We start from the raw sequence: 25,139 nt of genomic DNA on the forward strand, positions 1-25,139 counted from the left end.
TCGGTGCACTGCTGGTTCTGCGGGTTGGACAGGACGTTGATGTCCTGGACGCCGACGTTGACCAGGGCGACCAGCGACTGGACGTTGACCTTGGCCGGCAGGCCGATGCAGGGCTTGTTGAGGGTGCCCTGGACCAGGCTCAGCTGCGGGCTCATCACACCATCGGTCTTCTGGTTGCCGTAGATCTGCGAGGCGCCGTTGCCGTTGAGGGTGTTGATCCCGTTGTCGTTGCCGATGGCCATGGCCGGGGCGGCCACGGCAGCACCCGCGCCGATCGCGGCGGCGGTGGCAGCGACGGTGATCATCATGTTCTTCAGCATTCTCGAGCATTCCTTAGCTTGAGCGGAAACGGGCCCTGACAGGGAAGTCGTCCTGTTAACGCGGCAGAGCCACCGATGTGGCGGTGTGTCACCCGATCGCGCGGGCACGCCCGACCTCGCCCCCGCCCGCCGGCCGCGATCGCCGTGCGGCGTCCGGCCCGCGAACGGATCCGGCCGACCGGCACGTCAACCTGGTGAGGCGGTCGAGCCGGGGCGGTGAGCGGGCGCGTAAATGCGAGGAGGTGGGAGCGCCCCCTGGATCTAAGGTGGCCGGATGGTGCGGATACGGGAGATGGAAGAAGCCGACGTCGACGCCGTCTCGGCGATCCGCGTGCGGGGCTGGCAGTCCGCGTACGCCGGGATCGTGCCCGGGACGTATCTCGACGCGATGACGGTCGAGGGCGACGCGCAAGGGCGACGGACGTGGTTCGCGCACCCGCTCCGGCAGTCGACGGAACTGGTCGCCCTCGACGCCGGGGGAGAGCTCGTGGGTTGGATCAGCTGCGGTCCGTACCGGGGGTCGGTGCCCGGCGGGCGGCCGACGGGCGAGGTCTACGCCTGCTACGTCCGCCCCGACCGCATCGGGCGGGGAGTCGGCCGCGCACTGCTCGGCGAGGTCCACGCGCGCATGGGGGAGCGGGGGTTCCAGGCCGTGTCCCTGTGGGTGCTGGGTGACAACCGGCAGGCCCGACGCTTCTACGAACGCGCCGATTACCGGCCGGACGGCGGGACGCAGGACGACGTCTACGACGGCGTCACCCTCACCGAGCTCCGCTACGGGCGTCCCCTGCGCTGAGCGTGCCCCGCGCCGGGCGAGTCCGCGTCGGGCCACACCAGCAGCACGGGGCAGGGGGCGTGATCGACGACGAAGCGGGTGGCGGGGCCGAGGCTGCGCGGGCCAAGGCGGGTGTGGTCGCCGTCGCGGGCGAGGATCAGCAGGTCGGCCCCCGCCGCGGCGGCCACGACCTCCGTCTCGGGGCGACCGGCACGTTTGACCGGTGTGCAGGGCCTGCCGAGGAGTTCGCCCGCGGCGGTGAGGACGCGGTCGGCGGCGGCGGACGCCAGGTGCTCCATCGCCGTGCCGGGATCGCGTTCGACCCGGGCCCGACCGAGGAGCCCGGCGAACGCCCCGTGGCCGACGTCGCCCACGTCGGGGGTGGTCACGTGCAGCAGCACGATGTCCGCGCCCGCCGGTGCGAACCGGCGGGCGGCCTCGGTGCAGGCGGCCCAGGTGCCTTCGACGAGCCAGGCGATCACGGTCACGGTCGTTCAGCCTCCGAGGACGGTCGGTGCCGTCCACGATGGCACATCCGCTCGCCTCACCTCCGGAGGGCGGCGCGCGGGGCGGGTAGTACTGTGCGCCGGGTGGCTTTTCGATCTTCCCTCTCGATAATGCGGCACAAGCCGTTCCGTTTGTTTGTCCTGGCCCGGATCATCTCTATGAGCGGCTCGGCGATGGCGCCGGTCGCCTTGGCCTTCGCGGTGCTCGGTTTCGACGACCGTCCGAATTCGCTCGCAATCGTCCTGGCGTGCAATACCGTTCCACAGGTGGTCATGCTGCTCGTGGGAGGGGTGGTCGCCGACCGGCTGTCGCGGCGGCGCGTCATCGTGTCCGGGAACCTCGTATCGGCGTGTACGCAGGCGGGAGTCGCCCTGCTCGTGGCGTCGGGGACGGCGGACGTCACACGCGTCGCGGCCTTCGCCGTCCTCGCCGGCGGCGCCTCGGCGCTCGCGCAACCGGCGATGAACAGTCTTCTTCCCCACCTCGTCGAAGCGGGAGAGATACAGGAGGCGAATGCCCTCATGCGTCTTCCCGTCAACGCGGTCAAAATCGTCGCGCCGGCGCTCGGCGGTGTACTGGTCGCCCTTGTCGGGTCGGAATGGACGCTCGCCTGGGACGCCGCCAGTTTTGCCATCGCCGCCGCCCTTGTCGGTCGCATCGGCATTTCCGTACGGGAAAAGCGGACATCATCGGTTCTACGGGACTTCAAGGAGGGATGGGCGGCCTTCTCGGGCCGGTTCTGGCTCTGGTCGTACGTCGCCTCCGGGACGGTCGTCGTCGCGCTGTGGCTCGGCGGGTACCAGCTCTTGGGGCCTGTCGTGACGCAGGACCGGCATCTGGGCGCGGCCGCCTGGGGAACGGTGCAGGGCGCCTTCGCCTTGGGTCTGTTCGCCGGGGGGTTTGTCTCCCTCAGGTGGAAACCCTCCCGGATCATGGTCGTGTGCGTCTGCGCGAACCTGCCGTGCGCGCTTCCGTTGCTCGCGCTGGCCGTCGGGGCCCCGCTCGTGGTCGTGGCGGCGGGCGCGGCACTGGCGGGCATCGGCCTGGACATCGCCATCGTCTGCTGGCACACCGTCCTACAGGAGCAGCTGCCTTCGGAGGTGCTGGGCCGGGTCAATTCACTCGGCTCGACCGGTGAACTCATGGCGGTGCCGCTCGGGTACCTCGCCGTGGGCACCACCGCGTCCACCCTGGGGCCGACCTCCGTTCTCGTCGCCGGCGCCGCCGTGATGACACTGGCCACCCTCGTCCTGCTGCTCGCCCCGAGCGTGTGGGCGATACGTCGGCGGCGCCCGGTGGGCGCAGGGGTCCTCTGATCCTCTGATCCTCCGGCAGCACATGCCGGCCCCGGGCTGCCGAGGGGTCAGTCGAAGGCCGTGGCGAACAGCTCCAGGTGCCCGCACTGTGGGCAACGCCAGGCGTCGATCCGGCGGCGGGCGCGGCCCGACCGCTTCGGCCAACCGAACAAGCCGCGTTCCAGGGGCCCCGCGATCCAGCGGGCATACCCCGGGGCGCCCTGCCCGGCGTCCTCGACGAATCCGGGTTCGATGGCGCCGGCGCCGCAGAAAGTGCACCGCATCTCGGTCATCGGGCGAGTGTACGTACCTCGATGTCGGCCCGGACTGCGGCCCCAGGTCTTCAGCGGTCCGGCCGTTGGCGGTACGGCGGTTCGGCGGCTTTCTTAGCGGGACGTTAGATCTGGGCGCCGCTCCTTGTCCCGGTGCGCGGGGCGACGCATGCTCTGGGCACTTCCCCACCGTTGGGGTCCTCCGTCCTTCGTCCTTCCCCTCTCCCCTCGGGGACTTCCGCCCGGAGCCGCCATGTCCTCGTTCGCAGTCCTGCCCCCGGCGTCGCCCGGGGAGGTCCGAAAGAAGCGCCGTCTCGCCCTCGTGGGTGGTTCCCTCGGCAACCTCGTGGAGTGGTACGACTGGTTCGTCTACGCCAGCTTCGCCATCTACTTCGCCGACTCGTTCTTCCCCGGCGACAACCCGACGACCCAGCTGATGAACACGGCCGGGATCTTCGCCGTCGGCTTCCTGATGCGCCCGGTCGGCGGCTGGATCCTCGGCCGCGCCGCCGACCGGCACGGCCGCAAGAGCGCGCTCACGCTGACCGTCGCCATGATGTCGGGGGCGGCCCTCCTCATTGCCGTCGCCCCGACCTACGGCCAGGCCGGCTACGCGGGTGCCCTCGTACTGCTGCTCGCGCGCCTGCTCCAGGGGATGAGCATCGGAGGGGAGTACGCGGCCAGCGCCACGTACCTCACCGAGGCGTCCGCCCGCAACCGGCGCGGTCTCGGCTCTTCCTTCCAGTACGTGTCGATGACCTGCGGTCAACTCCTCGGACTCGGCATCCTCATCACCCTCCAGCACACGCTCACCGCGGCCGAACTGAAGGACTGGGGCTGGCGCGTACCGTTCGTCTTCGGGGCCCTGTTCGCCGTGGTCGTCTTCTGGCTGCGGCGCAGGCTGCAGGAGACCGACGCGTTCCGGGAGGAGTCGTCCGGCGCCGAGGCGCACGACGACAGCGCGCGCGGCTCGCTCAAGGCGCTGTGGCAGTACCGGCGGCAAGCCGCCCTGGTCATGGCGCTCACGCTCGGCGGAACCGTGGCCTACTACACGTACACCACCTACCTCACCAAGTACCTCGTCGGCAGCGCGGGCATGGCGAAGACGACCGCCACCCTGGTCAGTTTCACGGCCCTGGCCCTCTTCGCCGTGCTCCAGCCCTTCGCCGGGATGCTGTCCGACCGGATCGGCCGCCGGCCCCTGCTGATCACCTTCGCGGTGGGCTGCACCGTCGGCACGTACCCGATCATGACCGCCCTCGGATCGGCGACCTCGTACTGGTCGGCGCTGGGGCTGTCCCTGCTCGCCCTCGTGATCGTCACCGGCTACACCTCCATCAACGCGGCCGTGAAGGCGGAGCTGTTCCCGACCCGGGTCCGAGCCCTGGGCGTGGCGCTGCCGTACGCCGTCGCCAACGCCCTCTTCGGCGGTACGGCCGAGTACGTGGCGCTGTGGTTCAAGGACAGCGGCCACGAGAAGACGTTCTTCTGGTACGTCTCCGGCTGTGCGCTCGTCTCCCTGGTGACATACGTCCTGATGCCGGACACCCGCGACGCCGCGCTCAGCCGCGCGGAGGCGGCGGCCGACGCGGACGGCGGCCTGGGCGACGGCAGCCGGGATGACGGCCGCGCCGACCACGAGGGGCGGCCCGCCGGCGCTCGCGAGAGGGCTCGCTGAGCCACGCCGACGGCCGGTGCGGCGGCTCGCGTAAGCTGCCGCACCGGGCCGACCGGTCGGGCGGGGGCCCGACCACCGGTCCGCGCGCGATCCGAGGAAGCCGCCGATGCACGCCCTTCTCGTCGAGGACGACGACCGCATGGCCCAGGCCCTCGCCACCGCGCTCGTCCAGCGCGGACACACGGTCCGCCGGGTCGGCCGCGCCCTGGACGCCCTGCGACACGTCCACGAAGCCGACTTCGTCCTCCTCGATCTGGGCCTGCCGGACCTGGACGGCCTGGAACTGCTGCGTCGGCTGCGGACCGTCTGTGACGCGCCACTGATCGTGGTGACCGCGCGCTGCGAGGAGCGCGACGTCGTGCAGGGCCTGCGGGCCGGGGCCGACGACTACGTCGTCAAGCCGTTCCGGATGGCCGAGTTGATCGCCCGCATCGACACCGTCCGCCGCAGGACCGGCGCCCCGTCCGGGCGTTCGGCGGAGCGGAGTACCGCGGGCCCTTCCGGCACCGGCGGCCGGTCGGTGCGCAGCGGAGACGTCCAGGTCGACCTCGCGGGCCGCACGGTCACCGTGGCCGGCCTCGAAGTCCGTCTGACCCGCCGGGAGTTCGACGTCCTTGCTTTCCTGGCCGGCCGCCCGGACGAAGTGCACTCCCGGGAGGAGATCCTGGACCGGATCTGGGGTGACGCCTTCCTCGGCGCCTCACGGTCCCTGGACGTCCACGTGGCCGGCATCCGAGCCAAGACGCGCCGCCCCGGGCTGGTGCGCACCGTCCGCGGGTTCGGCTACCAACTCGGGTGCCCCGCCGTGGGCGACGAAGACGAGGGAAGCCGGTGAGGCGCCGGCTCCTCACCGTGCTGACGGTGCTCATGGGCGCCGCCGCGCTGCTGCTCTGCCTGCCGCTGGCCGAGGCGTACGCCCGCGGCCGGACGGAGCACCTGCTGCTGCAACGTCGTTCGGAAGCGGTGCGGTTCGCCGATCTCGCGGACCGGATGCGCACCGGCGCCGACCGGTCGGAACTGACCGCCGAGATCAGCCGGTACGCCGAACTGTACGGCGCGGAGGTGATCGTCGTCGACACGACCGGACGCACGCTCGCCCAGGCCGGCCCCGCCTCCCCGCTCTCCTCCACCGGGACGGCGGACGCCCGGCGCCGGGCGCTCACCGGCCGCTCCACCGACGGGCTGCCCACCCTTCGCCCGTGGGGTCCGAGGAGCGTCGTCGTCGCCGAGCCGGTGGGCCGTGACGAGCGGGTCAGCGGGGCGGTCCTGATGTCCGTGCCCACGACGACGGCCCGCCGCGACGTGACGGTCCGCTGGTCGCTGATCGCAGCCGGGGCGCTCGCGGCCTTCGCCGCGGCCGGCCTCGTCGCGGCGGGGACCGCGCGCTGGCTGATGCGCCCGGTCCTCGACCTCGACCGGGCGGTGGAAGGACTGACCGCCGGTCGCCTCCATGCGCGGGCCGTCTCCTACACCGGACCGCCCGAACTGCGTCGGCTGAGACAGCACTTCAACACGATGGCGCAGGCCATGGCCGACGCCATCGGCCGCCAGCGCGACTTCGTCGCCGACGCCTCCCACCAACTGCGCAACCCGCTGGCCACCCTCGTCCTCCGGTTGGAGAACGTCGAGCCGCACCTCGCTCCCGGCCCCGGCCGAGAGGAGCACGCCCGCGCGCTCGACGAGGCGGAACGACTGGAGGAACTGCTTGACGGCCTGCTGGCGATGGCCCGGGTGGAGTCGCGCATCACGGAGCCGGTCGACCAGGACGTGTCGCGGGCGGTACGGGAGCGGGTGACGGCTTGGACCCCGGTGTTCGGGGCCGCCGAACTGGAGCTGACGGTCTCCCGCCTCCCCGCGGACCTGTGGGCCACCGCCCTCCCCGACGCGGCGGGCCGCGTCCTGGACGCCCTCCTCGACAACGCCGTCAAGTTCGTCCCGCCCGGCGGTCGCGTCGTCGTGTGTGCCGCGCGGGACGCGACCGGGGGCCAGGTCGTCGTCCGCATCACGGACGACGGCCCGGGAGTCCCGGACGACCGACTCGATGTGCTGCTACGGCGCTTCGGGCGCGCGCCGGAGCACCAGAACGTCCCCGGCAGCGGACTGGGGCTGGCCATCGCCGACGAGATCGCCCGCGTCAGCGGCGGCCGCCTCGAAGCCCGCCGCAACACGCCGCGGGGGCTGGTCTTCGAACTGCGGCTCCCGTCCTCGCAGACCCCTCAGCCGTACACGGACCGGTAGTAGGCGACCGCGCCCGGGTGAAGCGGTACGCGGCCGGTGGAGATCGCGAACCGGGGCTCCAGTCGCGCCCCGGCCGTCACCTCCCGCAGCAGGTCGCTCCACCGGTCGAACACGACCGTCAGCAGTTCGCGCGCCGCGGCCTCCGGTACCTCCCCACGTGCGAGCAGGTAGTTGGCGACCCCGAGGGTGCCCACGGGCTCCGCGAGCCCGTACGCCCCGCTCGGAAGGGTGACGGCCGTGTAGACGGGCCCGTAGCGCTCCCGCAGCGGACCCACGTACCCGTCCAGCGGCAGGAACCGCAGCGGCACCTCGCGGGAGAGCGTCGACAGCGCCGGGGTGGGCACGCCTCCCGACCAGAACAGCGCGTCGACGGCGCCCTCGCGCAGCGCCCGCGCCGACTCGGCCAGGCCCAGTTGTCGCTCGCGGGCGGGGGAGGGGCCCTCTCCCAGCCCGGCCTCGCGCAGCACCCGCCCCGCCACCACCTGTACGCCCGAACCCGCCGCGCCCGCCGCGACCGGACGCCCGGCCAGGTCCCGCAGCGACCGCACGGGCCCGTCCGCCGGGACGAGCAGGTGCGTGTAGTTCACGTAGACCCGCGCCAGCGCCGTCGCCGCGGCGCGGCGGGTGAACGGCTCGCGCCCCAGCGCCGCGTCCTCGGCCACGTCCGCCATCGCCAGGGCCAGGTCGACGGCGCCGGCGTCCAGCTCGCGCAGGTTGTCCACGCTGGCCGCGGTGCTCACGGGAACGATTCGCAGGCGACTGCCGCTCGCGGCGACGGCCCGCGCGAGCGCGGCGCCGAACGCGTTGTACGGGCCTCCTTCCGGCCCCGTCGCCAGCAGCAGCCTGCGGGGCGGACCGGATCGCGCGGTGCATCCGGCCGAGACCCCCGCCACGGCCGACGACAGGGCGCCGAGCCCGGCCCCCACCACCCGCCGGCGGCTCAACTTTGCGCTGCTCACGTCAAGAGCGTAGCCAGTGCGGGCGACGCCGCGCGTCCGGTCGGAGCTACGACACGCGCCGCGCGCGCCCGCGGCGCACGGCTGCTCGGGGTCAAATGGGGGAAACGGTGTCCACCCGACAGTCCCGACAGTCCCGTCAACGAGGGAGAACAGCAATGGCCATCCCCATCGAGCAGTTGACCGATCCGACGGTACGCGCCTTCGTCGCCGCGCTGAACGCCGGCGACCGGCAGGCGTTCAACGCGTCCCTCACGCCGGGCGCCACCATGTCGGATGACGGCAGCGACCGTGATCTCACCGCTTGGACGGAGCGCGAGATCTTCGCCTCGGGCGGCCACATGGACGTCGAAACCCAGACCGACGACGGCCTCGGCCTGGTGGCGGACTTCCGGAACGACACCTGGGGCAGCATGCGCACCGCGTGGCGGTTCACCGTGGACGGCGGCAAGGTGACCCGCTTCGAGACCGGTCAAGCCTGACGGCGCCTCGGTCAACGGTCAGGACGCGCTACGGGCCGCCACCTTGGCCGGATCCGGTGGCCGGACCGGGGCGACGGTCGGCCGGCCGGACGCCACGACCGCCAAGGTGAGGCCCGCCGCGAGCGGGTACGCGCAGGCGGCCACCCCGACGGGCCAGGACACCGGCCGGCCGGCCGGGGCCAGCGCGTGGAGCGCCGGGACGATCCAGGTGCCGGCCGCCAGCACCCACATGGCGACGGCCGCCCCACCGAGGCGCCGCCCGCGCGGGGCGCCGTACCGCAACCAGATCAACGCGGGAACCGCCCACACCCAGTGATGACTCCACGAGATCGGGCTCGCCAGCAGGACGAAGAACTGCGCGGCCAGCAGCATGGCCAGCCGGTCACCGCGCAGTACCGCGGCCCGGAGCGCGAGCCCCGTAGCGGCGGCCGCGAGGAGTACGGCCCCCGGCCACCACAGGCCCGCGACGCCGCCGTCATGTCCGAGGAGCCGGGCCGCGCAGCCCCGCAGCGACTGGTTCTCCACCGAGGCCATCGGCCCGATGCGTCCGCTGTCGCCGAGCAGGTGGCGCCAGTACCGCCAGGACTCCACCGGGGCCACGAGCGCGGCCAAGGCGACCGTCGACGCGAAGGCGAAGGCCGCGCACACGGCCGCCCGGCGCCGACCCGCCGCCAGCAGGTACACGACGCCGCCCGCCGGCGTCAGCTTGATCCCGGCAGCGATGCCGATTCCCGCGCCCGCCGCGAGGGGGTTCGGCCGGAGCGCGGCGGCCATTGACAGCGCGGCGAGCGGCAGGCTGACCTGGCCGAGCGCGAGCCCGTGGGACACGGGCTCCAGCCACAGGACGGCGGCCGTCCACAGGAAGACACGGGCCGGCTCGACCGCCGTGCCCGGACGCGCCAGTGCGAACGAACCGCGGACGAGGTACATCGCGGCGGCCAGCGACAGCAGTTGCCACACCACCTGCGTCAGCCACCACGGCACGTACGCCAGGGGCAGGAACACCAGGGCGGCGAAAGGCGGGTAGGTGAAGGGGAGCGGCGGGGCCCCCGGGTCGGCGCGGACCAGCCGGAAGTCGTAGAGATGGCCGGTCAGGACGCCGGGCGCCCCCTCCCGGTACACCCGGAGGTCGAACATGTCCGCCGCGCAGAAGGCGACCGTCAGGTGCGCGACCGCTGAGCACACCACGATCAGCGTGGCGTGGCGCGTCAGCCAACTCGTCATGCCGGCCATCATCGCGCGTCCCACGCCGCCACACCCGCACCGTGGGACGCATCGGCGCGGGTGGACGTTCGTTCACCGTGGGGGCGGAGCCCCGCTAGGCGGAGGGCGGCGGCGGGTCTTCCGGCCCGATGCGCCGCTTGAGCTGTTCCTGTGCCATGTCGGTCTGGCCGCGGTACTTGTTCCCGGTCCGCTGGTCGAAGGCGTCACCGGCCTTGTCGACACCCTGGCCGGCCTGCGCCTCGTGTCCCTTGAGCATCTGCTTGAGCTTGTCCATCATGGACATGACGGTCTCCTTCGGCTCGTTGTCCAGCGCTCCCAGGATGATCCAGGCCCCCCTGATCCGCATCCGGGGACCACCGGCGCGATCAGGAGCCCTTCGCACGATCGAGCAGCGCCCGGGCGATCAGGTCGTGGACGAGGTATTCGCGGGGCGCCCGGTTCTCCTTGAGGCGCGGCAGATCGTCCGGCCCGAACCAGCCGTACGCGGTGTGCTTGGACCATTCCGGGTCGGGGCGGCTCAAGTCGCCCTCGACCTCGACGAGGAAGTCGGCCTCGTGCCGGGTTCCGGCGCCGTCGTCGCCGGTCCAGGTGGTGGTCCCGAGCAGGCGCCGTACCATCGTCAGGCGCCGGCCGGTTTCCTCTTCGACCTCGCGGGCCAGGGCGTCCAGGAGGGACTCGCCGGGTTCGACGTGGCCACCTCTCCCGCTCCGCCCACACTCGCCCCGCCCGCTTCAGCACGGCCGGTTGATCCGGCCGCGGTCCCACCCGGAGGGTCTCCGACAACGCCCTCAGGCGGGCTTGCGTGCCACGTGGACCACGTCCGGCACCCCGCGCGCCACGGGCACCTCCCGGGTCCGCACATCAGTGAAACCCACCTCGCGCAACGCGTCTTCGAAGACGGGGGAGTGCTGCGCCGACCAGACGGCCAGGACTCCGCCGGGATGAAGCCGGTCCCGGCACGCCGCGAGTCCGGCCGGGGAGTAGAGGTTCCGGTTCTCCTCGTCGACCGTCCAGTCCGGGCCGTTGTCGATGTCCAGGCAGAGCGCGTCGTACCGGTCGGCGGACGACGTGAGGTATTCGACCAGGTCGGTGTGGAGGATCGTCGTCCGGGGATCCGCGAGGGACCGGGCGGAGATCGCGCCGAGCGGCCCCGTCCGGTGCCACTCGATGATCGCCTCCTCCCGTTCGACGACCGCGATCCGCCCCCAGCGCGGCTGCGCGGCGGCGTGCGCGAGCGAGAAACCGACGCCCAGACCCCCGATCAGCAGGGCCGGCGGCGTCCCACCCGGCGGCGGGTCCAGCGCGAGGTACGCGGCGTCGACGAGCAGCCGCTCCGACCGTCCGTCGGAGGTGTCCATGAGGAAGCAACCATTGGCGATGATCTCGTACGTGGCTCCGCGTCGCCGCAGCACGACCTCGCCGAACCGGCCCTCCCGGCGGTCCACTGTCAGGGCCGCTCCCGATGTCACAGGTGTGGTCATGCGACGTCCAACGAACCACACCCGACCGGTGTTCCGGCCCGCACCGCACGGTATCCGCCGCTCCGCGCGCCGGCCGTGGACCCCGGCTCGCCTCGCGACCCCGATGGCGCGGGCCTACCTGATCCTGGGCATCTTCGACGTCCGCATCTTCGACGTCCGCATCTTCGACGTCCAGGGCTGGCTCGGCCACAACGGTTCGCTCCCCGGCTACGAATGCATCGCCGTCTACCTGCCCCAGGCGCAGGCGACCATGGTCATCGTCCTCAACACCGATGTCCTGCACGACGGCAAGGAGCCGAGCACGCTCTTCGGCGAGGCGGTCACCCACATCGTGCCCCCCAGCACGTGTACCCCGGCCACGAACCGTCGGCGCCCAAGGTCGGTTGAACGCGTCACACGGTGAGGGGGAAGCCCGAGGTGCGTCGGGCTTCCCCGCCGGAGTCCACCGTCAACAGCTCGTAACCGGCCTGCGCGGCGATCCATTCGTGCGCGGCCGGCCCGAGCACCATCGCGGCCGTCGCCCACGTGTCCGCCCAAGTCAGGTCCGGCCCCGTCACCGTCGCGGCGAGTAGCTGACGCACCGGACGGCCCGTGCGGGGATCGAGGATGTGCGGGCCGCGCTCGGCGACACCCGAGGTGGCGACGGCGAAGTCGCGGCCACTGACCGTGGTGAGCAGTTCCCCGGGGCGGGCCGGGTCGGCGATGCCGACACACCAGGGCCGGCCGGGGGCGGGCTCGCCCCCGAGGCGGATGTCGCCGCCGCCGTTGACGGCGCTGTTGGGCGCGCCCGCCGCGCGGAGGATCGCGTAGGCGTGCTCCACGGCCCAGCCCTTGACCAGGCCCGACGGGTCGAGTCCGCCCCGGGACAGGTCGGGGCCGGGCGCCGGGCGGGCGGAGAAGGCGCCTCCGGTGGCGGCTTCGGCCTGTTCGCACATCACCAGGACCCGTTCCACCTCGGCGGGCACATCGCGCCGCTCCGTTACCCCGCTGTTCAGCCGGCTGATGACGCTGTCGGGCCGGTAGGTGGAGAAGAGCCGGTCGATCTGGTGCAGCCAGTGCACCGCCTCCCGCAGGGCCTGCTGTACCGCCGCGGTGGACCGGTGGCGCAGGTCGAAGGAGAAGACGGTGCCCATGACGTGCTCGGTGTGACGGACACGTCCGGCCGGGGCGACCTCGCGGTCACGGTCCCCCTCGCGTTCGGCCTCGGCCTCGGCCTCGGGCTCACGGTCGTGGTCAGCCACGGGCCTGGTCCAGCGCGCTCTGCAGCGACCGCGTGTAACCGTGGCTGGTGTACGTGGCCCCGGAGACGGAGTCGATGCGCGCGGTCTGGGCCGCGAGGGCCTCGCGCGTGAGGCGGGGAACGGCGTAGGAGGCGATCTCGCGATCACGCCGGTTCTCGGACGGCACCCGCAGGACCTGGACGGCGGTGAGCCTGCCGGCGTCGAGGGTGACGGCGACCTGCACGGGCCCGAAACGGGTGTCGATCGCCTCACCGGTGAAGGTCCCGGTACGCGCGGCTCGGCCGGCGGCTGCGCCGGCCTGGTCGCCGGTCCCGCCGGAGGGCGCCGACGCGCCCGCCGGGGGCGGGGCCAAGGCCGTGGAACGGTCGGGCTGATGCGGTTTGAGGGCGAGGAGCGCGACGATGCCGGCGGCGGTCGCGGCGACGGTGGTGACTACGCGGCGCACGTGGATTCCTTCGGGGGCGGGGCGGCATGGGGTGGGGCGGCCTGGGGGCGGGGCGATCGGGACCGGACGCGTGCGGGGGCGGGCGTCACAGCGCGAAGTCCTCCTGGTGGATGCGACGGCGCGGAACGCCGGCCGCGCGCAGGGCGGACAAGGCGGCCTCGGTCATGCCCGGGGGCCCGCACACGTAGACGTCCCGCCGGCCGAGGTCCGGGACGAGCGCGGTGAGGCACGGGGCGGTGAGCGCCAGCGCGTGCCCCTCGGGCCGGTCGACGGAGTAGTGCACCCGGGCCCCCCGCGCGAGCGCGATGCCGTCGAGTTCACGGCGCAGCACCAGGTCGGCGGGGGTGCGCGCCCAGTAGATGAGGACCGGGTCACCGGGCAGGGACGCGAAGAGGGCCAGCAGGGGGGTGATCCCGATGCCGCCCGCCAGCAGCAGGGTCCGGCCCGCGCGCGTGCGCTCCGCGGTGAGGGCGCCGTACGGACCCTCGGCCCAGACCCGGGTGCCGGGTTCCAGCCGGGCGAGGGCGGCGCTGTGGGCGCCGAGGGCCTTGACCGTGATCCGCAGGAAGCGGGGATCGGCGGGTGCGGACAGCGAGTACGGGTTCGCCGTCCACCACAGGCCGGGGGTCAGGAAGCGCCAGCGCAGGAACTGCCCGGGGCGGGCGGCCAGCGCTTCGAGCCGTCGCCCGGTGACGTACACCGAGACCACGCCGGGCCCCTCCCGCCGCACCTCGGCCACCCGCAGCCGGTGTCTGCGGGCCGCGCGCAGCGGGGTGAGGAAACGGAACCAGAGTGCCAGTGCGGCGGCGGTCAGGTACATCGCGTACCAAAGGAGCTGCGCGGAGCGGTCGCCGACGAAGTCGGCTCCGTCGGCGAGTTGGTGACCGAAGGACAGGAACACGGCCGCGTAGGTGGTGAGGTGCAGGAAGTGCCAGGTCTCGTAGGAGAGGCGACGACGGGCCGAGCGGGCGGAGACGAACGCGGTGAGCAGGAGCAGCAGGGACGCGGCGGTGGCCTTGAGCATGTCCGGGTAGTGCAGGACCAGGGTCGTGGTCTCGTCGAGCAGCCCGGTCCCGTCGGTCAGCGCGTAGCCCCAGACGATCAGCAGGACGTGGGCGAGGAGGAGCGAGAGGGCGTACCGGCCGGCGGACGCGTGCCGGCGGGCCAACCGGTCGCTGCCGATCGTCCGGTCGAGCCAGGGGATCCTGGCCATGAGGACGACGACGACCACGCAGGAGTATCCGGCCAGCAGACCGGTGATTCGGCCCGCGCCGGTGAGCCAGCCGGCAGGCCCGACGACGGACGAGGTGTCGGCCCACCACAGGCCGAGGACGGCGACCGCGCCCGCCCAGCCGACGAGGTGCAGGGCGACGGGAACCAGGCGCGTGGCCGGCGGGAGCGCGGCGGGCCGTCGGCGGCCACGGAGCGGGGGCGATATGACGGCGTGTGGTGAGGTCACGGGGTCTCCAGTCGGTCGGTGCGGCGGGCCGGCACCCACACCGTGCCTGGTGTTCCTTTGAATAGCCTCTGAATGCGGCGCCCGCGAGCGTTGTGCGGGGGACTCCCGAGGTCCGGTCCTTCCCCCCTCCATGGCCGCCGCCCGCCGCGCGGTGTCAGCCGACCAGCCGGCGACGCCAGTCCAGGGGAGCGACGGTGAGGGTCTGACCGGGATCACCGTCCCACTCGACGCGCAGACCGGCCGCTTCGATGGCGCCCACTACTTCCCGGCCGATGGCCGCGGTGGTATCGGACGAGCCGTCGAACCCGCCGTAGAGGAGCGTCAGCCCGTGGCCGGCCGCGGCGGCGTCCGTGCACTGCGTGTGGAAGTAGACGAAGCCACGCGCGTCGGGGCCGCCTTCGCCGCCGATCTCGGCCTGGCCGCAGCCGCGGCAGCAGGTGAAGTTCTCCCGGGCGGTGATGCCGGCTTCCCGCAGGGTGGCGAAGGCCCGGGTGAGTCGCTCCGGGTCGGTCTCTCCCCGCCACTCGGCCTGCTCCGCGACCCGATCCAGCCACATCCGGTCCGCCAACGCCGCCGCCTGCTCGGGCGAGACGGGTCGGCTGCCCTCGGTGACCAGGTAGTCCTCGGCGAGTTCCGCCAACTCGGCACGGGTGGCGTAGCCGCCGATCAGCACCTCTCGAACGCGTCGCTCCAACTGCTCGTACGAGGCGGCGTCGAGGTCGAGCGGCGGCACCTCGCGGGCGGGCGCCAGGTTCAGCCTCGACCACGCCAGGCCGGTGTCCCAGCCTGCCTCGCGGCGGGCCCAGCCGCTCATCGCCGCGATCACGGGCCGAGGGCTCCGGAGCACCGACCGGTAGTGCCGGTCGGCGGCGCCGTCACGGTGCTCCAGCGTGTAGGACCCGCCGGCCTCGTGCCAGACCTGGATGAAGACGTCCGGCAGGTCGGGTATCCGCTGGACGACCAGGAACCGGTCACCGTCACCGCCGATCCGGCCGACGAGCGCCGCCAGACCACCGGCGGACGGGCGGACGTGCCGCTCCAGGTTCTCGGTCTCCACCACGATGTCGAACATGCCCGGACTCTGACACACGCCTCCGACAACGGACCCGCCGCCTCCGCCGTGACCTACCGCGGTCCGAGCCGCGGCTCCGCCACCGTACCCACCCACTCGGGCCGACCGACGGACCGAGCCCGGTCGGAGACGAGACGATCGGGATACGGCGAGGCGGCGGCGACGAGCCAGGAGGCCGACAGCATGGCGGAACCGTCACGCAGTCCCGGTAGCGATCCGGGGAAGAGGCTGCCCCGCGGCGGCCACCCGGCGACCGACCGGATGCCGCGCACGCTCCTGCGGCGCCGCAAGACGTCGATCCGCATCGCCGGCGTTCCTGCTGATCCGCCAGGGCGGGATCGTGCTGCCCGCCGTCGGCTGCGCCGTGCTCGGCCTGCTGCTGGTCTGCTTCGCCGGGACGGCCGCGTCCACCCTGCCCGCGCTGTTCCCCACCCGACTGCGGTACGGGGCGCTGTCCCTCGCCTTCAACATCTCCGTCTCGCTGTTCGGCGGGACCACGCCGCTGGTCGCCTCGGCGCTCGTCGAGGCGACGGGCGACACCATGGTCCCGGCGTACTACCTCATGGTCGTCGGCGTCGTCGGCGTCGTCGGCTTCGTCTCGACGCTCTTCCTGCACGAGACGGCCGGCAAACCGCTGCGGGGCTCCGGCCCCATGGTCGAGACGGCGGGTGAGGCGGACCGGCTGGTGGCCGGCAGTCGCTCGGCGGCCGGACGGCAGGCCAGGGACGTCTGGATCCGGCTGCGGCACCCGCGGGCCCACAGGGGACCCCACGACCACGACGGATGAGACGTCCGGTGGCGCGGTGGCTCCCGGAACGCCGGAAACCCGGAACCCCGGTTCGTGGTCATGGGCCTGCCCGGACCACGACCACTGCCTGCGCCCGACGACTTCCGGCGGCGTGAGCGGACCGTCGATCTCGGTGGAGCAGACGGCGGGGTTGCCGCGCACGACCCGGAGCCGGATGGGACAACCCGGCGGCCGGCGGGGCCCTACGGGTGATGTCGCCGGGGGAGGAGGAGCCGGCGGCCCGAAGGGGTAGATCCACCCCGTGCAGACATTCCTCCCCTACCCGGCATTCCTGGACTCGGCCGCCGTACTGGACCCGAGGCGCCTGGGAAAACAGCGCGTCGAGGCGCTCCAGGTCTTCCGGGGCCTCACCGTGCCCGGATACGGCTGGCGCCACCACCCCGCCGTACGGATGTGGGCGGGGTACGAGGAAGCCCTGGTGCGGTACGGCCTGGACATCTGCGGCGTCTGGACCGCCGAGGGGCGCTCCGACACGTGTGCGGCGTCGCTGCTGGGCGGCTACCTCGCCTTGCGTCCGGGAGCCGCCCCGCGCGAACAGCTCCGGCTCGCGGCGGACGGCGAGTTGCCCCCCTGGCTCGGTGATCCCGACTTCCACCGAAGCCACCAGTCCGCGTTGCTGCGCAAGGCCCCCGAGGTCTACCGCCGCCACTTCCCCGGGGTGCCCGACGACCTTCCGTACGTATGGCCGGCGTCCGACCGGGAGGGCGAGCCGCCTCCGTACACCGGGAGGACGCCGTGACCTCGGTGACCTCGGCCGGCCCGGCGGCCCGACGGCCTCCCCCCCCCGCCCCCTTGGAAGACGCGGTCTGCCGACCGATCCCGCCCATAGCGCAATTCGGTCCGCGGTACCACATCCGAACAACGGAATACGGCCGAAAGCGAACGGAATAGAGGTTCGAATTCTCTCGTCCATTTGTGCGATCGGAAGTCTTCCACCTCCTCTTTTGGCGCCGGCCACCCGGAACGGACCCTGTGTGGTGCCGGAATCCGGCCCCGTAAATGGCGCGTATTGGGTCCTCCGGTCCGATGAACTCCAACGAAAGTACTCATGCGGGAAGTTGGGCGTAGTTATGCTCCCGCCCACCGGTCATAAGATCCCCACTTTCGATGGTTCGAGGACGCCGATGGCGCAAAAAGACATTCCACCCGAAGCCGCCCGCCCCGAGGCGGGAACGAGCTGGATGATGCCCGTGATCGCGGCCGTGGCCGCCGCGTGCCTCGTCGGGGCGCTCGTTTCCCCCTCGGAAGCGGTCCGCACCGTCTGCGCCGTCATGGGCGCCGGCTGCACCGCCGTGGCGATCGCCGAAGCGCTCCGCCGCGGCCGCGCGCTCTCCGCCCGTCGCGCGCAGGTCGCGGCGCTGCGGCACTCCCTGTCCCGGCAGGAAACCGAAGCGGTGCGCCTGTCCGAGGTGGTGCTGACCGAGGCGATCGAGCGCCTGCGCAAGGGCGAGTTGCCCGAAGAGGTGCTCAACTCCATGGGTGGTCGCGGCGGACCGGGCAACCGCTGGGGCAACGACAGCGCCCTGACACCGCGCTTCAGAGCCGCCCTGCAATCCGTGCTGGCCCAGGCCATCGACGCGGTCCACAACGAGGAGAACCTGCGCGACTCGGCGCAGCGGGCCTTCGTGAACATCGCCCGCCGCGTACAGGCGATCGTCCATCAGCAGGCCCAGGAAATGCGGGAGATGGAGGACCGTCACGGCCGCGACCCGGACGTGTTCGGTGACCTCCTGCGCCTGGACCACGGCACCGCCCTGATCGGCCGGCTCGCCGACTCCATCTCGGTCCTCGGCGGTGCCCGCCCCGGCCGCCAGTGGAGCAGGGCCGTCACCCTCTACAGCGTGCTGCGCGGCGCGATGTCCAGGATCATCGACTACCAGCGGGTGGAGCTCCACTCGGTCTCCGAGGTCGCCGTCGTCGGCCCCATCGTCGAACCCCTGATCCACACCCTGGCGGAGCTGCTGGACAACGCCACGCGCTACTCGCCGCCGCACACCCGCGTCCACCTCACGGCCGCCGAGGTGCAGTCGGGCATCGCCGTGGAGATCGAGGACGGCGGTCTCAGCATGAGCGAGGAGGCCCGCAGGCGCGCCGAGGGGATGCTCGCTCAGGCGCAGTCCGGCATCGACCTCAACGACCTCGGGGAGACCCCCCGGTTGGGTCTCGCGGTGGTCGGCCGGTTGGCTCAGGCGTACGGGTTCCAGGTGTCCCTGCGCTCCTCCGCGTACGGCGGTGTCCGCGCCGTCGTCATCGTCCCGCAGCACCTGATCACCACGGCGGCCGCGGCGACCGGCCTCGCCCACGGCATCGGTTCCTCCTCGGGGCCCCGGGCCGTGCCCGCCGCACCGCGCGAGCACCCCGTCGACCGCTTCTCGGCCGGTGTGTCCGCGCCCACATCGGCACCGGCTCCCCTGCCGAGGCCGGCGCCCGCCACCGGTGGCCCCGCCACCGGACGTACCGCGACGGGCCTGCCGCAGCGACGCCGCAAGGACCGCGCCACCCTCCCCGACGCCCCGCCGGTGGCGGAGCCGCGGTCGGCGGAGGACCCCGGCCCCGGCATGTGGCTGGAGGCGTTCCACAGCGGACTGTCCGGCGCGTCCGGCCAAGACGCCCAGGACGTCCAGGACGCGTCGGGCTCAGCGACCAAAGGGGCATGAACAGTGATGACTCAGCGAAGCAGTATGGACTGGATGCTCAAGGACCTGGCCGCCGGCGTGCCGCAGACACGGCACGTGATCGTGCTGTCCGCGGACGGGCTCTGCGTGGCGCAGTACGGGGCCGAGACCGACACCGCCGACCGGCTGGCGGCGGCCTGCGCCGGCCTGCAGAGCCTCGCCGGGGCCGTGGCCTCCGAGCTGCCCCGCTCCGAAGGCAGAATGCGCCTGGTCGTGATCGAGATGGACGGCGGGTTCTTCTACCTGATGGCCGCCGGCGACGGCTCGTACCTGGCCGTGCTCGCCGACGAGGGCGTCGACGCGGGCCTGATGGGTGCCCAGATGCGCAACCTGGTGACCCGGATGGGGGAGCACCTGAGCAGCCCGCCCCGACATGACGGGCAGCCCGCGTGAGTGAGCCACCCGCAAGCTGGGAGGCCGGCAGTCCCGAACGGCTTTACGTCATCACCGGCGGCCGCAGCGGACCTTCCACCGCCGTCGACCTCGACCTCGTGACCCTGGTCGTCGCCAAAGCGCCCGCCCTGCCCGAGATGCAGCCCGAGCAGGCGGCCATCCTGCGGATGTGCCAGGCCCCGCTGTCGGTGGCCGAGATCGCCGCCTACGCGGGTCTGCCGGTGAGCGCCGTCACCGTGCTGGTCGGGGACCTGATGGCCGCTCGGCGCGTACACGTACGCCCGCCCGTCCCCCCCGCCCAGCTCCCCGACCTTGCTCTGATCGAGGCAGTGATCAATGGACTTCAAAAGCTCTGACCCGCCCCGCGGGCCGCTCCCCGCGGACATACTCCCCCAGACGGCGGCAGCCGCCGTCAAGATCGTCATCGTCGGCGGTTTCGGTGTGGGCAAGACGACGATGGTCGGCGCGGTCAGCGAGATCAAACCGCTGACGACCGAGGAGACCATGACCAAGGCGGGCATCGGCGTCGACGACACCCGGGGGGTGGCGCACAAGACCACCACCACCGTGGCGATGGACTTCGGCCGCATCAGCATCAACGACGAACTCGTGCTGTACCTGTTCGGAACCCCCGGCCAGGAACGCTTCTGGTTCCTGTGGCGCGGTCTCTTCGAGGGCGCCCTCGGAGCGGTCGTCCTCCTCGACACCCGTCGGCTGGAGACCAGCTTCGACGTCATCGGACGGCTGGAGGAACGGGGCGTCCCCTTCGTCGTGGCCGTCAACTCCTTCCCCGACGCCCCCGAGCATCCGCTGGAAGAACTGCGCCAAGCCCTCGACCTGCCCCACGCCGTGCCGATCCTCGTCTGCGACGCCAGGCGCCGGGACTCGTCCCGCGACGTCCTGCTGACCCTCATGCGCTACCTGCACTCCCAGGCAGCGACCCAGGAGGCAATGTGAGTACCCCCTTCACCCCTCCGCCCGAGTGCCCCGCCCACGCGGCGGGAGCCGGGGGCGGCCCCCTGCACCGCCTCCACGGGCCGGAGGCGGAAGCCGACCCGCTGGCGCTGTACGAGAAACTGCGGGCCGAGTACGGTCCCGTGGCGCCCGTACTGGTCAACGGGGACCTGCCGGCCTGGCTGGTCCTCGGCCACCGGGAGAACCTCGACGTGGCGCGCACCCCCTCGCGGTTCGCCCGCGACCCCCGGGGCTGGCGCGACATGAAGGAGGGCCGGGTACCGGCCGACACCCCGCTCGGCCCCATGGTCTCCTGGGTGCCCGTGTGCAACTTCACCGACGGGCCCGTCCACGAGCGGTTGCGCGGAGCCGTCGTGGAGTCCCTGGAGCGCTTCGACAAGCGCGGCATCCGCCGTTACGTGACGCGCTTCGCCAACCAGCTCGTCGACCGGATCGCCGCCGACGGCTACGCCGACCTGGTGCCCGCCTTCTCCGACCAACTGCCCATGCTGGTCATGACCCAACTCGTCGGAGCGCCCGACGAACACGGGCCCCGGCTGGTCAAGGCGGCGCGCGACATGCTCCAGGGCACCGAGACGGCCCTGCAGAGCGACCGCTACGTCACGCTCACGCTGGAACAACTGGTCATGGAGCGCAAGGCCAAGCCCGCGCACGACCTCGCCTCCTGGCTCATCGAGCACCCGGCGAACCTGAGCGACACCGAAGTGCTGATGCACCTGCGCGTGGTGCTGATCGCGGCGTACGAGACCACCGCCAACCTGATCGCCAACACCCTGCGGACCGTCCTGACCGACCCGCGCTTCCGGGCGAGCCTGTCCGGGGGGCACATGACCCTGCCCGACGCCCTGGAGCAGGTCCTCTGGGACGATCCGCCGATCAACACGATCATCGGACGCTGGGCCACGGGGGACACCCTGCTCGGCGGACAGCAGGTGAAGGCCGGTGACATGCTGCTGCTCGGCCTGGCCGCGGGGAACGTCGACCCGCAGATCCGGCCCGATCCGAGCGTCTCCGTCCACGGCAACCGCTCCCACCTGGCGTTCAGCAGCGGACCACACGAGTGTCCCGGCCAGGACATCGGCCGCGCCATCGCGGACACCGGCATCGAGGTCCTGCTGGACCGGCTGCCCGACCTCCAGTTGGCGGTCGGGGCGAACGAGCTCCGGTGGCGCGGCACCCTGATGTCTCGGCACCTGCTGGGACTGCCGGTACGGTTCACCCCGCGCTCCGTCGAGAACGCCGGACCGCACATCGAGCAGGCGTCCGAGCACCCGCCGCACGCCGTCATCCCGCCGCAGCCGACGGTGGCGCCCGCGCCGGCCGCCACCCGTCGGGGCGGAGCCGGCTGGTGGCGCCGGCTGTTCGGCCGCCGCTGAGCCGAACCACCGCGTAGGGGCCCCGGCCGGTGTGGCCGGGGCCCCGTCGTTCGCGGCGTCGTCAGCCGCTCACCCACCGCCACCAGGGGGCGAGGGCCGGCAGGTCCGGCGGCTCGCCCCCGACGACGCTGGGGCCGTCGGCGTACCGGAGCGCGAAGCCGGCGTCCGGCAGGGGCAGTTGGCACCGGTTGCGCGGACTCGCGTACCGGGGCGCCCGGCTCTGCCAGGCGATGCAGCCGGCAACGTAGTGGTCCAACGCCGCCAGGTGACGGCGCAGTTCCGGGCCGGCCCCCTCCCGCAGTCGCTCCCGGAGCGTGGTGAAGAGGACCATCACCCGGTCACGCAGGGCCACCGCGAGCGGTACCGCCTCGGCGGGGGAACAACCTTCCCGGTGGGCCAGGACATTGACGAGGTTCACCTCCAGCGGCTCCAGATGGTCGTCCTTGTCGTAGGAGAACAGGTCGTTGTCCGCACTGACGATGAACCCCGCCGCGTCGGTGAGCGCCGTCAAGGCGGGCGAATAGAGCACCTCGGCCGGCAACCGGTCCCCGCGTGCGACGTCCGACCAGGTGAGCGAGAAGCGCGTGCCGTTCGCCAAGGGCCCCATGGCGGCGAAGTCGTTCACCCCCGGCATGCCCCCGGCCTCGGCCCGCGCGGCCCTCCAGGCCGCCCCGAGCAGCCAGTCCCGGGTCCCCTCGGTGAACCTGCGGAGCTCGAAGGGGCTGAGCATGGCGTGCGTGCGCGTCACGAGGTCCACCAGCGCGCGGGTCATGGGACCGTCGGGCAGCAGCGACGCCCCAGGATTCTCGATGGTCCGCAGCAGTCGTACGCCGTGCTCCACGACGGGGCCCGTCCCCACGTCATCGGAACCCGAGTCCTGCCAGTCGTCGACCGCGTTGGCCCAGTAGTTCCACTCGGCGAACAACAGCAGGGCCTCCACCTTCCCTTCGGGGATGATGCGGCAGGTGAAGTCGGCGCTGTGGGTGGCCAGACCCCACGCGCGCTCCACCGCGTCGGAGTACAGGCCGAAGGAGTCCACCCACTCGACCGCCCGTGCCTCCACCTCCTTCGCCTCGGGATGGACGAGGTCGCGCTCCAAGGGGCAGTAGAACGCGGGCAGTCGTGACCCGATACGGGAGGGACGAGGGGGCGCCGTCATCGGCCGCCCCCGATCCGGAAGCGCAGCAACCGCGTCTCCATCGCGTGGTCGCGCCACAGTCGGAAGAGCTTGCTGTGCGCGATCGTCGACTGCTGGAGCCGTTCCCCGCTCCAGGAACCGGGATCACCGCCCGCCCGGAGCCGGTCGAGTTCGGCGGTGTTCCACGCCATGGACTGCACCCAGAACTCAGCCACCGAGTCGGTCACGTCCTCGTCCTGCACCAGCTCGAAGCCGGCCGCCTCGGCCGCCGCCAGGTACTCCGCGTGCGTGCCCAGGCGGGTTCTGTAGTAGCCGTCGATGAAGTCGAGCCACTCGGAGCGGCACACGAAATGCTCCTGGATGCCGAACCACCCTCCCGGCTCCAACGCCTTGGCGACGACCTCGAAGAGCCGGGTCCGATCGGTGTAGCCGCTGCTCTCGTTGGCGTAGACGGCGTCGTACGCATGGGAGTCGTGCAGCTCGTGCACATCGGCCACGACGGGTCGCACCCGGTCCGCGACCCCCGCCGCACCGGCGAACTTCCCGATGAGCGGTACGTGTTCGGCCGCGACGGTGAGGCCGGTGACCGAGGCGCCGTGCTCCTGCGCCCAGTAGAGGGAAGTGCCGCCGAGGCCGCAGCCGATGTCCAGGACCCGCCGGGGCGGAGTCTCGTACGCCCCCCAGGAGCGGGCCGCGTGCTCGACTATCCGCTCCTGCCCGGCGAGCAGGTGCTGCTTCAACACGCCCTGGGGAACGGTGGTGGGGGGTGGTGAGCCGTCGGGGAACAGCCCCACATGGAAGTGCACACGTGGGCCCGGGCCGTACTTCTGGAGGATGTCCTGGGTCTTGCCGCTGTAGTAGAGCCGCACCCGGTCGTCCGCGGACGGGTCGCGGTCGCTGCCTAAGGGTGAGGGTACGAGGGGTGTAACGCGCATGGGACGCCCGCCCTTTCGTAGGTTGGGGCCGGTCCCCGGGCACGCTGCCGCCGCTCTCACCGCGTCCCGACCGGCACACTGTTGAAGCACGGATCATCGTGGCACCTCGCGGCTCTCCCGTCAGCCCACTCCGTGGGAAAGATCAGCAGATCTACGCACGTTGTCGACCGGAGCGCCCCGGAGCGCCATCCACTCGGCGGACACCTATGCTGCCGGGATGATCAAGCCGGTGGAACTGCTGATATTCGACTGCGACGGTGTGCTCGTCGACACCGAACGCATCGCCGTACGGGTCCAGGTCGCCCTCGGCGCCGAGCTGGGCTGGCCGCTCACCGAGCAACAGGTGATCGACCGGTTCATCGGCCGCTCCCACGCCGACATCGGCGAGCAGGTCGCCGCGCGGCTCGGTCGGGAAACGGCTGCGATCTGGTCGGAGCGGTTCGAGCGGCTCCACCGCGAAGCCGTCGAGGCCGAGCTGACCCCCGTCGAAGGCCTGCCCGAGGCACTCGACGCGCTGACACTGCCGATGTGTGTCGCCTCCAGCGGCTCCCACGACAAGATGCGCCACACCCTGGGCCGCACCGGACTCTACGCACGCTTCGCGGGCCGCGTCTTCAGCGCCGCGGAGGTCTCCCGCGGCAAGCCCGCGCCGGACCTGTTCCTGCACGCCGCCCGACAGATGGGCGTGGACCCGGCGGCCTGCGCGGTCGTGGAGGACAGTCGCCCCGGCGTCCAGGCCGCCCGCGCCGCCGGGATGCGCGCCTTCGGCTACGCGGGCGGCATGACCCCGGCGGAGCGCCTCGAAGGCGACGGCACGGTGGTCTTCCACGACATGCGCAAGCTGCCCGGGCTCGTCGCCGAGCTGTAGGGGATCTCCGGTCCGGACACCCGTCCCCGATGTACCGGAGTCCGACGAGAAGGAGGATCTACATGCCCCCGCTGATGAAGCTGACCGCGATCACCCTGGACTGCGCCGACCCCGAAGCGTTGGCCGCCTTCTACCACCGGGCGACGGGGTTCGCACCGCACGAGCGGTCCGACGCGGACTTCGTCGGCCTGACCCGCGAGGACGGGCTCTTCCTCGGCTTCCAGCGCGTCGACGGCTACGTCGCCCCACGCTGGCCCCACCAGGCCGGGCCCCAGCAGATCCACCTCGACTTCCAGGTCGAGGACCTGGAGGGAGCCGAGGCCCTGCTGCTGAGGTGGGGCGCGACCAGGGCGGCGCACCAACCCGACGAGGACAGGTGGCGGGTCCTGCTGGATCCGGCCGGTCACCCCTTCTGCCTGACCCGGTCCTGATGCCCTGACCAGGCCCTGGTGCCGCGCGGAGATCGAACACGGGCTTAACCGCCGCGCGGGTGGGCAGGCGCCTGGTACGTCGATCGCCTGTTCGG

General features: G+C 72.5%; 27 protein-coding genes and 3 pseudogenes. 16 read left to right on the forward strand and 14 right to left on the reverse strand.

All coding sequences use genetic code 11. The features are described 5' to 3' along the window. Window positions 1–320, reverse strand: a 320-nt coding sequence (locus ABZ934_RS22800; RefSeq protein ID WP_361316161.1) for a rodlin, incomplete at its 3' end; no start/stop codon positions are given. A gap of 274 nt (window positions 321–594) precedes the next feature. Between ABZ934_RS22800 and ABZ934_RS22805 the strand changes: the two genes are divergently transcribed. Further along, entirely contained in the window at window positions 595–1,116 is a 522-nt protein-coding gene (locus ABZ934_RS22805; protein WP_361316164.1) for a GNAT family N-acetyltransferase, read from the forward strand. On the opposite strand, the gene ABZ934_RS22810 is transcribed toward ABZ934_RS22805, so the two are convergent. Then, on the reverse strand, window positions 1,095–1,583 hold the full coding sequence (locus tag ABZ934_RS22810) for a universal stress protein (protein ID WP_361316166.1): 489 nt from the start codon (window positions 1,581–1,583) through the stop codon (window positions 1,095–1,097). The two genes, ABZ934_RS22805 and ABZ934_RS22810, sit on opposite strands and share 22 nt — an antisense overlap. A 102-nt stretch (window positions 1,584–1,685) precedes the next feature. Here ABZ934_RS22810 and ABZ934_RS22815 point away from each other — a divergent pair, with 102 nt between their 5' ends. Then, on the forward strand, window positions 1,686–2,918 hold the full coding sequence (locus tag ABZ934_RS22815) for an MFS transporter (protein ID WP_361316168.1): 1,233 nt from the start codon (window positions 1,686–1,688) through the stop codon (window positions 2,916–2,918). A 47-nt stretch (window positions 2,919–2,965) separates the two neighbouring features. On the opposite strand, the gene ABZ934_RS22820 is transcribed toward ABZ934_RS22815, so the two are convergent. Then, complete coding sequence (locus ABZ934_RS22820) at window positions 2,966–3,190, reverse strand: hypothetical protein (RefSeq protein WP_361316171.1); 225 nt, start codon at window positions 3,188–3,190, stop codon at window positions 2,966–2,968. Window positions 3,191–3,422: 232 nt separating this feature from the next. Here ABZ934_RS22820 and ABZ934_RS22825 point away from each other — a divergent pair, with 232 nt between their 5' ends. The 3 genes from ABZ934_RS22825 (at window position 3,423) to ABZ934_RS22835 (ending at window position 7,085) form a co-directional block, all read left to right on the forward strand. Continuing rightward, on the forward strand, window positions 3,423–4,847 hold the full coding sequence (locus ABZ934_RS22825; RefSeq protein ID WP_361316174.1) for an MFS transporter: 1,425 nt from the start codon (window positions 3,423–3,425) through the stop codon (window positions 4,845–4,847). Window positions 4,848–4,953: 106 nt separating this feature from the next. Then, window positions 4,954–5,682 carry a response regulator transcription factor gene (locus ABZ934_RS22830; RefSeq protein ID WP_361316177.1) on the forward strand — a complete coding sequence of 243 codons (729 nt, stop codon included), beginning with the start codon at window positions 4,954–4,956 and terminating at the stop codon, window positions 5,680–5,682. After that, window positions 5,679–7,085, forward strand: coding sequence for a HAMP domain-containing sensor histidine kinase (locus tag ABZ934_RS22835; RefSeq protein ID WP_361316179.1), 1,407 nt, complete (start codon window positions 5,679–5,681; stop codon window positions 7,083–7,085). Before ABZ934_RS22830 ends, ABZ934_RS22835 begins: the two co-directional genes overlap by 4 nt. On the opposite strand, the gene ABZ934_RS22840 is transcribed toward ABZ934_RS22835, so the two are convergent. Continuing rightward, entirely contained in the window at window positions 7,064–8,044 is a 981-nt protein-coding gene (locus ABZ934_RS22840; RefSeq protein WP_361316181.1) for a TAXI family TRAP transporter solute-binding subunit, read from the reverse strand. The genes ABZ934_RS22835 and ABZ934_RS22840 overlap by 22 nt on opposite strands. Before the next feature lie 155 nt (window positions 8,045–8,199). Between ABZ934_RS22840 and ABZ934_RS22845 the strand changes: the two genes are divergently transcribed. Next, complete coding sequence (locus ABZ934_RS22845) at window positions 8,200–8,523, forward strand: nuclear transport factor 2 family protein (protein WP_361316183.1); 324 nt, start codon at window positions 8,200–8,202, stop codon at window positions 8,521–8,523. Between the two features lie 18 nt (window positions 8,524–8,541). Here ABZ934_RS22845 and ABZ934_RS22850 read toward each other — a convergent pair whose 3' ends face one another. The 4 genes and pseudogenes from ABZ934_RS22850 to ABZ934_RS22865 all read right to left on the reverse strand — a co-directional run bounded on the left by ABZ934_RS22850 (window position 8,542) and on the right by ABZ934_RS22865 (window position 11,228). After that, on the reverse strand, window positions 8,542–9,747 hold the full coding sequence (locus ABZ934_RS22850) for a glycosyltransferase 87 family protein (protein ID WP_361316186.1): 1,206 nt from the start codon (window positions 9,745–9,747) through the stop codon (window positions 8,542–8,544). A 94-nt stretch (window positions 9,748–9,841) separates the two neighbouring features. After that, window positions 9,842–10,093, reverse strand: coding sequence for an antitoxin (locus ABZ934_RS22855; RefSeq protein ID WP_361316188.1), 252 nt, complete (start codon window positions 10,091–10,093; stop codon window positions 9,842–9,844). A 19-nt stretch (window positions 10,094–10,112) separates the two neighbouring features. Then, window positions 10,113–10,433, reverse strand: a pseudogene (locus ABZ934_RS22860) (NUDIX domain-containing protein); the annotation flags it as partial. Between the two features lie 102 nt (window positions 10,434–10,535). Then, window positions 10,536–11,228: a spermidine synthase gene (locus ABZ934_RS22865; RefSeq protein WP_361316191.1), complete on the reverse strand. Its 693-nt coding sequence runs from the start codon at window positions 11,226–11,228 to the stop codon at window positions 10,536–10,538. A gap of 148 nt (window positions 11,229–11,376) precedes the next feature. Here ABZ934_RS22865 and ABZ934_RS22870 point away from each other — a divergent pair. Continuing rightward, window positions 11,377–11,615 (forward strand): annotated as a pseudogene (locus ABZ934_RS22870) (serine hydrolase); the annotation flags it as partial. A gap of 5 nt (window positions 11,616–11,620) precedes the next feature. Here ABZ934_RS22870 and ABZ934_RS22875 read toward each other — a convergent pair. From ABZ934_RS22875 to ABZ934_RS22890, 4 genes are all read right to left on the reverse strand, one after another. Next, window positions 11,621–12,469 (reverse strand): FAD:protein FMN transferase, encoded by an 849-nt coding sequence (locus tag ABZ934_RS22875; protein ID WP_361316193.1) that lies wholly within the window; start codon window positions 12,467–12,469, stop codon window positions 11,621–11,623. Next, complete coding sequence (locus ABZ934_RS22880; RefSeq protein WP_361316196.1) at window positions 12,462–12,914, reverse strand: FMN-binding protein; 453 nt, start codon at window positions 12,912–12,914, stop codon at window positions 12,462–12,464. The genes ABZ934_RS22875 and ABZ934_RS22880 overlap by 8 nt, the downstream gene beginning before the upstream one ends. Before the next feature lie 85 nt (window positions 12,915–12,999). After that, window positions 13,000–14,295 carry a ferric reductase-like transmembrane domain-containing protein gene (locus ABZ934_RS22885; RefSeq protein WP_361316477.1) on the reverse strand — a complete coding sequence of 432 codons (1,296 nt, stop codon included), beginning with the start codon at window positions 14,293–14,295 and terminating at the stop codon, window positions 13,000–13,002. 232 nt (window positions 14,296–14,527) lie between these two features. Then, on the reverse strand, window positions 14,528–15,445 hold the full coding sequence (locus ABZ934_RS22890) for a hypothetical protein (protein WP_361316199.1): 918 nt from the start codon (window positions 15,443–15,445) through the stop codon (window positions 14,528–14,530). Between the two features lie 307 nt (window positions 15,446–15,752). Between ABZ934_RS22890 and ABZ934_RS22895 the strand changes: the two are divergent. The 7 genes and pseudogenes from ABZ934_RS22895 to ABZ934_RS22925 form a co-directional block, all read left to right on the forward strand. Then, window positions 15,753–16,232: pseudogene (locus ABZ934_RS22895) on the forward strand (MFS transporter); the annotation flags it as partial. A gap of 262 nt (window positions 16,233–16,494) precedes the next feature. Continuing rightward, window positions 16,495–16,992: an MSMEG_6728 family protein gene (locus ABZ934_RS22900; protein WP_361316201.1), complete on the forward strand. Its 498-nt coding sequence runs from the start codon at window positions 16,495–16,497 to the stop codon at window positions 16,990–16,992. 385 nt (window positions 16,993–17,377) lie between these two features. Further along, a complete protein-coding gene (locus ABZ934_RS22905) occupies window positions 17,378–18,910 on the forward strand; it encodes an ATP-binding protein (RefSeq protein ID WP_361316203.1) in 1,533 nt (510 codons plus the stop codon). 6 nt (window positions 18,911–18,916) lie between these two features. Then, window positions 18,917–19,321, forward strand: a complete 405-nt coding sequence (locus ABZ934_RS22910) for a roadblock/LC7 domain-containing protein (protein WP_190184310.1) — start codon at window positions 18,917–18,919, stop codon at window positions 19,319–19,321. Then, window positions 19,318–19,677: a DUF742 domain-containing protein gene (locus ABZ934_RS22915; protein WP_361316205.1), complete on the forward strand. Its 360-nt coding sequence runs from the start codon at window positions 19,318–19,320 to the stop codon at window positions 19,675–19,677. Before ABZ934_RS22910 ends, ABZ934_RS22915 begins: the two co-directional genes overlap by 4 nt. Further along, window positions 19,658–20,278, forward strand: a complete 621-nt coding sequence (locus tag ABZ934_RS22920; protein WP_361316208.1) for an ATP/GTP-binding protein — start codon at window positions 19,658–19,660, stop codon at window positions 20,276–20,278. The genes ABZ934_RS22915 and ABZ934_RS22920 overlap by 20 nt, the downstream gene beginning before the upstream one ends. Continuing rightward, window positions 20,275–21,672: a cytochrome P450 gene (locus ABZ934_RS22925; RefSeq protein WP_361316210.1), complete on the forward strand. Its 1,398-nt coding sequence runs from the start codon at window positions 20,275–20,277 to the stop codon at window positions 21,670–21,672. Before ABZ934_RS22920 ends, ABZ934_RS22925 begins: the two co-directional genes overlap by 4 nt. Window positions 21,673–21,733: 61 nt before the next feature. Here ABZ934_RS22925 and ABZ934_RS22930 read toward each other — a convergent pair whose 3' ends face one another. Together ABZ934_RS22930 and ABZ934_RS22935 are read right to left on the reverse strand one after the other, a co-directional pair. Further along, window positions 21,734–22,831 carry a hypothetical protein gene (locus ABZ934_RS22930; protein WP_361316212.1) on the reverse strand — a complete coding sequence of 366 codons (1,098 nt, stop codon included), beginning with the start codon at window positions 22,829–22,831 and terminating at the stop codon, window positions 21,734–21,736. Beyond that, window positions 22,828–23,745: a methyltransferase domain-containing protein gene (locus tag ABZ934_RS22935; RefSeq protein ID WP_361316214.1), complete on the reverse strand. Its 918-nt coding sequence runs from the start codon at window positions 23,743–23,745 to the stop codon at window positions 22,828–22,830. Before ABZ934_RS22935 ends, ABZ934_RS22930 begins: the two co-directional genes overlap by 4 nt. Before the next feature lie 217 nt (window positions 23,746–23,962). Here ABZ934_RS22935 and ABZ934_RS22940 point away from each other — a divergent pair, with 217 nt between their 5' ends. Together ABZ934_RS22940 and ABZ934_RS22945 are read left to right on the forward strand one after the other, a co-directional pair. After that, window positions 23,963–24,613 (forward strand): HAD family hydrolase, encoded by a 651-nt coding sequence (locus tag ABZ934_RS22940; protein ID WP_361316217.1) that lies wholly within the window; start codon window positions 23,963–23,965, stop codon window positions 24,611–24,613. A 62-nt stretch (window positions 24,614–24,675) separates the two neighbouring features. Then, a complete protein-coding gene (locus ABZ934_RS22945; RefSeq protein ID WP_361316220.1) occupies window positions 24,676–25,044 on the forward strand; it encodes a VOC family protein in 369 nt (122 codons plus the stop codon). The last annotated feature ends 95 nt before the right edge of the window (window positions 25,045–25,139 follow it).

It is taken from the genome of Streptomyces sp. NPDC046557, assembly GCF_040645975.1.
Taxonomy (GTDB): Bacteria; Actinomycetota; Actinomycetes; order Streptomycetales; family Streptomycetaceae; genus Streptomyces.

Coding starts and splice junctions, on each gene's coding strand:
- ABZ934_RS22805 (WP_361316164.1), top strand. CDS start 595: ATGGTGCGGATACGGGAGATGGAAGAAGCCGACGTCGACGCCGTCTCG.
- ABZ934_RS22820 (WP_361316171.1), bottom strand. CDS start 3,190: ATGACCGAGATGCGGTGCACTTTCTGCGGCGCCGGCGCCATCGAACCC.
- ABZ934_RS22825 (WP_361316174.1), top strand. CDS start 3,423: ATGTCCTCGTTCGCAGTCCTGCCCCCGGCGTCGCCCGGGGAGGTCCGA.
- ABZ934_RS22830 (WP_361316177.1), top strand. CDS start 4,954: ATGCACGCCCTTCTCGTCGAGGACGACGACCGCATGGCCCAGGCCCTC.
- ABZ934_RS22845 (WP_361316183.1), top strand. CDS start 8,200: ATGGCCATCCCCATCGAGCAGTTGACCGATCCGACGGTACGCGCCTTC.
- ABZ934_RS22850 (WP_361316186.1), bottom strand. CDS start 9,747: ATGACGAGTTGGCTGACGCGCCACGCCACGCTGATCGTGGTGTGCTCA.
- ABZ934_RS22855 (WP_361316188.1), bottom strand. CDS start 10,093: ATGCGGATCAGGGGGGCCTGGATCATCCTGGGAGCGCTGGACAACGAG.
- ABZ934_RS22865 (WP_361316191.1), bottom strand. CDS start 11,228: ATGACCACACCTGTGACATCGGGAGCGGCCCTGACAGTGGACCGCCGG.
- ABZ934_RS22890 (WP_361316199.1), bottom strand. CDS start 15,445: ATGTTCGACATCGTGGTGGAGACCGAGAACCTGGAGCGGCACGTCCGC.
- ABZ934_RS22905 (WP_361316203.1), top strand. CDS start 17,378: ATGGCGCAAAAAGACATTCCACCCGAAGCCGCCCGCCCCGAGGCGGGA.
- ABZ934_RS22910 (WP_190184310.1), top strand. CDS start 18,917: ATGACTCAGCGAAGCAGTATGGACTGGATGCTCAAGGACCTGGCCGCC.
- ABZ934_RS22920 (WP_361316208.1), top strand. CDS start 19,658: ATGGACTTCAAAAGCTCTGACCCGCCCCGCGGGCCGCTCCCCGCGGAC.
- ABZ934_RS22930 (WP_361316212.1), bottom strand. CDS start 22,831: ATGACGGCGCCCCCTCGTCCCTCCCGTATCGGGTCACGACTGCCCGCG.
- ABZ934_RS22935 (WP_361316214.1), bottom strand. CDS start 23,745: ATGCGCGTTACACCCCTCGTACCCTCACCCTTAGGCAGCGACCGCGAC.
- ABZ934_RS22940 (WP_361316217.1), top strand. CDS start 23,963: ATGATCAAGCCGGTGGAACTGCTGATATTCGACTGCGACGGTGTGCTC.
- ABZ934_RS22945 (WP_361316220.1), top strand. CDS start 24,676: ATGCCCCCGCTGATGAAGCTGACCGCGATCACCCTGGACTGCGCCGAC.